Source organism: Roseateles sp. P5_B10, from assembly GCF_056400485.1.
In genome coordinates this window covers 1-4,706 of the sequence record NZ_JBFULE010000403.1, presented here as the reverse complement: position 1 = coordinate 4,706, position 4,706 = coordinate 1, and the positions used below count along the sequence as shown (strand labels likewise).

Genomic DNA, 4,706 nt, shown 5'->3' with positions numbered 1-4,706 from the left:
AGACTTGGCACATTGCCAATCTCGTGGCAGCTGTTACTCGACGTACCCGCCGCCGGCCTGCTGCCATGGTCTGGCAGCGGGGCTCGGCAGCATCGCCAATCTATCTCGCCAACCCCGCAAAAGACACCATGAACTTCCGCCAGCTCCACCAGGGCCCCGGGCTCCTGAAGATCGCCAACGTCTGGGACGCCGGCAGCGCCGTCCTGGTCCAGGCCTTGGGCGTGCCGGCCCTGGCCACGACCAGCGCCGGCCTGGCCTGGGCCCTGGGCTACCCGGATGGCAACCACCTGCCGGTCGACGAGCATGCCGCGGCACTGCGCCGCATCGCCCGCGTCGCCCGCGTGCCGCTGTCCGCTGACAGCGAGGCCGGCTACAGCGACGACCCGGCGGTGGTGGCCGACAACATCCTGAAGTTCGCCGAAGCCGGCGCCGCCGGCATCAACATCGAGGACGGTGCCGGAGCGCCCGCCCTGCTGTGCCGCAAGATCGAGGCCATCAAGGCCGCCGCGGCGCGGGCCGGTGTCGATATCTTCATCAATGCGCGTTGCGATGTCTGGCTGAAGAACCTGGCGCCCGGCCGGGCGGTCGAGGAGGTGCTGCTGCGGGCGCGCGACTATGCGGCGGCCGGTGCCGACGGCCTGTTTGCCCCTGGCGTGACGGCCGTGGCAGACATCGAGGCCCTGGTGGGCGGCCAGCCCCTGCCGTTGAACGTGATGGCGCGGCCGGTGCTGCCGGGCCTTGACGAACTCCAGCGCCTGGGTGTGCGCCGCATCTCGGCCGGCAGCGCCATCGCCGAGGCGGCCTGGGGCCGGGCGCAGCGTGCGGCGACGGGCTTCCTTGAGCATGGTGCTGGCACTGAGCTGTTCGACGGCGCCGCGCCCTATCCGCAGATCAATGGCGCCCTGGCTTCGGCTCAAGGCTGAAGCGACACCCGCAGCTGCAGTTCACGCTCCGGCCGGCCGGCAGCATCCGCGCTGCTCAAGGTGCCCTTGGGAGCGGGGGGTGCCGCACTGCCGCTGCGTGCGACGGTCTGCCAGCGGTCCAGCGCCAGCTGCAGCGTCGACTGGAAGGCGTGATCGTCCTGGTCGATGTCGAACGCTACCTGCACCGGCGCCTTGCCGCCGGGCCAGGTGGGCGTGACGGTGAAGCTCTGCATGGTGCGCCGCTCGGCGCTTCGCGGGCTGGCGTAGACGCGTTGCGGCGTGCGCGACGTTGGGTCGAGTTCGACCACCGTGTCCACCCATTGCAGCGGCTCGCGCGTCGTCAGCGTCAGCGTGCCGCGCCGGCCGTTCAGCACGTTCAGGCGCTGGATCTGCTGGGGCGCTGGCGCCGCGGTCGAGGTGACGATGCCGGCGCCGCGCGGCGAGATCGAGCCCGCCGTGCCGACCACGACCGCACCGTCGCGCACGGCGGCCTGTGCGGCGGGCGGCAGGTTGGAATCCACCCAGCGCAGCTCGACGATGAGCTGCACGGCGGGTGGGGCGGCGGTGGCCCAGGGCGCAACCAGGGCCAGCAGGAGCAGGAGGCGGCGCTTCATGCGCCCAGCTTATTCCTCAACGGCCTTGGCCCTGGCCGCCAAAAGCCGCGGCCCGAACAGGTTGATCGCCAGACCGGCCAGCACCAGGGCTGCCGCGATGAGCTTCCAGGCCGGCAGCGGCTCGCCGAGCAGCACCGCGGCCGAACCCATGCCGAACACCGGTACCAGCAGCGCCATGGGCACGATGCGCCCGGCCGGGTGGCGGGCCAGCAGCCAGCTCCAGACACCATAGCCGAACAGCGTGTTGCCGACCGACTGCCACAGCACCGCCGTCCAGGTGCCGAGGTCCGACGCCGCCAGGCCCGCGGCCATCTGCTGCGGCCCGTCGATCAGCAGCGCCAGCAGCAGCAGCGGCGGCACCGCGAAGGCGCTGCTCCAGACGACGTAGGCCAGCATGTCGATGCGGCCGGCACGCTGCGTCAGCAAATTGGCGCAGGCCCACGAGAAGGCGGCCGCCAGCACCATGGCGATGCCCACCGCCGTGGTGGTGCCGTCGGTGTGCGAGGCGATGACGACGATGCCGCTGGCTGCCAGCACCAGCCCCAGCCATTGCGCGCCCAGCACCTTCTCCTTGCGGATGCGCACCGCCAGCAGCAGCGTGAAGAACACCTGGGTCTGCACGACCAGCGAGGCCAGGCCGGGCGAGATCTGGCTGCGCATGGCGAGATACAGCAGGCCGAACTGGCCCACGCCGATGAGGATGCCGTAGCCCGCCAGATTGCCCCAGCCCACCTGCGGCCGGCGCAGGAAGAAGCAGGCCGGCACCAGGGCGAAGCTGAAGCGCAGCACGGCCAGCGTCATCGGCGGCAGCGTGTGCAGGGCGTATTTGATGACGACGAAATTGCTGCCCCAGATCGCCACGACCGCCAGTGCGAGCAGGAAATGGCGCAGCGGCAGGGTCTGTGCGGAGGGGGATGACATGGAGGCAGTCTAGGCGGAGGCACTTCTACAATTTTTGCCATGGATTTCCTCGTTCCCGCCACGGCGCTGGCCGGCCTTGAAGCGGCCGCGCAGGGCGGCGAGGCGGCAGCGCTGGCCGAGTTGGCCTGGCAGCTGCGCCAGCGCGACAGCCGCCGCGCGCTGGCCCTGTGTGAGCAGGTTCTGGCCATGGCGGGTCTCACGCCTTCATTGGAAGCCCGGCTGGCGCTCTCGCGTTGCGAGATCGCTGCCCTGCAGGGGCGGCTCGACGAGGCCGAAACGCAGCTGGCGCAGGCTCGGCGCAGCGGCGGCGGGGCCACGCTGGAGGGTGATGCCTTGCTGGCCGAGGCCGTCGTCGCCAAGGCGCGCGGCCAGCGCGAGCGCGAGCTGGGCGCCTATGCCCGTGCCGCGGCCTGCCACGCACGCGGGCCTGACCCGCGCCGCCAGGCCATCGCGCGCGCCTGGCTGGCCTACGAGCAGTCCTTCGCGACGCCAGCCGCTGCGGACGCACCCGCGGCCGAGCCCGCTGCGGCTGCCTTTGCCGACGCTGCGCTGGCACTGCCGCTGTCCCGCCGCGACCCGGCGCGCGCAGCGGCGCTCTTCCTGCGTGCGGCCGATGCGGCCCGCCACTGGGGCCTGCTGCGGCACGCCCTGGTCTGCACCATCAATGCCGGTACGGCCCTGCAGGGCCTGGGCGAGTTTGACCGCGCAGCTGCCTGCTACGACCAGGCGACGCTGGAATCGCGCGCGGCCGGGTGGCCGGCCTTGATCGGCGCCTGCGAGACGCGGTTGGGCGCGCTGCTCAAGGAGATCGGCCGGCACGATGAAGCGCTCGTGCTGCTGGGCGACGCGCTGGCCTCGCTGGCGGGCGTGCCGCCTGGCATCAACAAGGCCAACGCCTGTGCCGAGCTGGCCCAGACGCTGCTGGCCCTGGGCCGCGGCGTCGAGGCGGTCGGCCCCATGACCGAGGCGATCGCGATGTACCGCGCGGTGCGCTCTACGGACAACCTGACGGTCAACCTGCTGGGCCTGGCGCGGGCGCTGTCGGTGGCAGGCCAGGTGGACGCGGCGCAGGCTGCGCTGGATGAAGCGGAGCAGCTGATCGCATGCCATGGCTTCAACGCGCTGGTCGTCGGCGTGCAGGAGGCGCTGACCGAGATCCACCGCCGGCACCCGCACCTGGCGCCGCCGCCCGGCCTGGTGTTGCCAAACGCGACGCTGCACCACGGCGAGGCGACGCTGGCCGAGGGGCTGAAGATCGTCGGCTGGAAGGCGCCGGCCTCCCTGCACGTGGCCCTGGCCGAGGACTGGGCCGCGGCCGGCGACATGGGCCGGGCCTATGGCCATGCCCGCCAGGCCCTGGCGCTGAAGGACGGCGAGACCGAGCGCATGCGGCTCAGCCAGACGCCGGCGGCGCTGCGCCGCGGCGCCGTGCCGCAGGGCGCGGGCGCAACGGCCGCCGAGCGCCTGCTCAGCCCCAAGGAGCGCGAGGTGCTGGTGCTGGTGGCGCGCGGCTACGCCAACAAGGAAATCGCCACGGCGCTGGCGGTCAGCGACGAGACGGTCAAGTCGCATCTGAAGAAGATCTACGCCAAGCTGGAGGCCGGCTCGCGCAAGCACGCGGTGACGCGAGCGCGGGCGCTGGGAGTCATCGGCGTGGCGGGCTGACCGGGTTTTTCCTCCCCGCGCTCGCGGGTCCCCCGCCGCGGGGGATGGGCGGGGTCGGGAGGCGGCCGCACAGTGCCCTCACCCCGGACAAGACGACCACGAGCCCGGGCCGGCGGCATGAGCGCGGGCCCTGGGTTGGCGGAGCGCTGTCCGCCCGCAAACCCAACCGCTTTTCGCCATGAACCGAGAACCCCTTTCCGCGCTGCGGCGCCTGGCCCTGCTGGGCGGCCTGGCCGCCTTGCTGGCGCCAGCCGCACACGCCACCCAACTGGTGCACCAGAACCTCAAGCAGATGATCGCGGCCGCCGACGTCATCGTCAGTGGCGATGTCGCCAAGGTCAGTGACGGCATCGACCGCGGCGTGCCGTTCACGGAAGTGACGCTCAAGGTCAAGGGCAGCGTCAAGCGTGAGCTGGCGACGGACAGCAGCTACCGCTTCCGCCAGTACGGCCTGCTGAAGAACCGCCGCATGGCCGATGGCAAATACCTGCTGGCCACACGCATCGAGGGCCTGCCGGGCTGGACGGTCGGCGAGAAGGTGACCGTCTTCATGAACAAGCCCTCGGTCCGCACGGGCCTGACC

At 72.0% G+C, this 4,706-nt stretch carries 5 protein-coding genes; 3 read left to right on the top strand and 2 right to left on the bottom strand.

Translation table 11 applies throughout. From position 1 onward, the window contains the following. The first annotated feature begins 128 nt into the window (after positions 1 to 128). The gene (locus AC1DU6_RS20445; RefSeq protein ID WP_457351233.1) at positions 129 to 923 is read left to right on the top strand and encodes an isocitrate lyase/PEP mutase family protein; all 795 of its coding nucleotides are present in this window, start codon (positions 129 to 131) and stop codon (positions 921 to 923) included. Here the strand turns inward: AC1DU6_RS20445 and AC1DU6_RS20440 are convergent. Both AC1DU6_RS20440 and AC1DU6_RS20435 read right to left on the bottom strand, forming a co-directional pair. Next, entirely contained in the window at positions 914 to 1,537 is a 624-nt protein-coding gene (locus AC1DU6_RS20440; RefSeq protein ID WP_477859204.1) for a hypothetical protein, read from the bottom strand. The genes AC1DU6_RS20445 and AC1DU6_RS20440 overlap by 10 nt on opposite strands. Before the next feature lie 9 nt (positions 1,538 to 1,546). Continuing rightward, on the bottom strand, positions 1,547 to 2,434 hold the full coding sequence (locus AC1DU6_RS20435; protein ID WP_457321094.1) for an EamA family transporter: 888 nt from the start codon (positions 2,432 to 2,434) through the stop codon (positions 1,547 to 1,549). A gap of 63 nt (positions 2,435 to 2,497) precedes the next feature. Here AC1DU6_RS20435 and AC1DU6_RS20430 point away from each other — a divergent pair, with 63 nt between their 5' ends. Next, positions 2,498 to 4,123 carry a response regulator transcription factor gene (locus tag AC1DU6_RS20430; protein WP_457321082.1) on the top strand — a complete coding sequence of 542 codons (1,626 nt, stop codon included), beginning with the start codon at positions 2,498 to 2,500 and terminating at the stop codon, positions 4,121 to 4,123. A gap of 178 nt (positions 4,124 to 4,301) precedes the next feature. Then, positions 4,302 to 4,706: hypothetical protein (locus AC1DU6_RS20425; RefSeq protein WP_477859202.1), on the top strand; the 405-nt coding region annotated here is incomplete at its 3' end.

Coding starts and splice junctions, on each gene's coding strand:
- AC1DU6_RS20445 (WP_457351233.1), top strand. CDS start 129: ATGAACTTCCGCCAGCTCCACCAGGGCCCCGGGCTCCTGAAGATCGCC.
- AC1DU6_RS20430 (WP_457321082.1), top strand. CDS start 2,498: ATGGATTTCCTCGTTCCCGCCACGGCGCTGGCCGGCCTTGAAGCGGCC.
- AC1DU6_RS20440 (WP_477859204.1), bottom strand. CDS start 1,537: ATGAAGCGCCGCCTCCTGCTCCTGCTGGCCCTGGTTGCGCCCTGGGCC.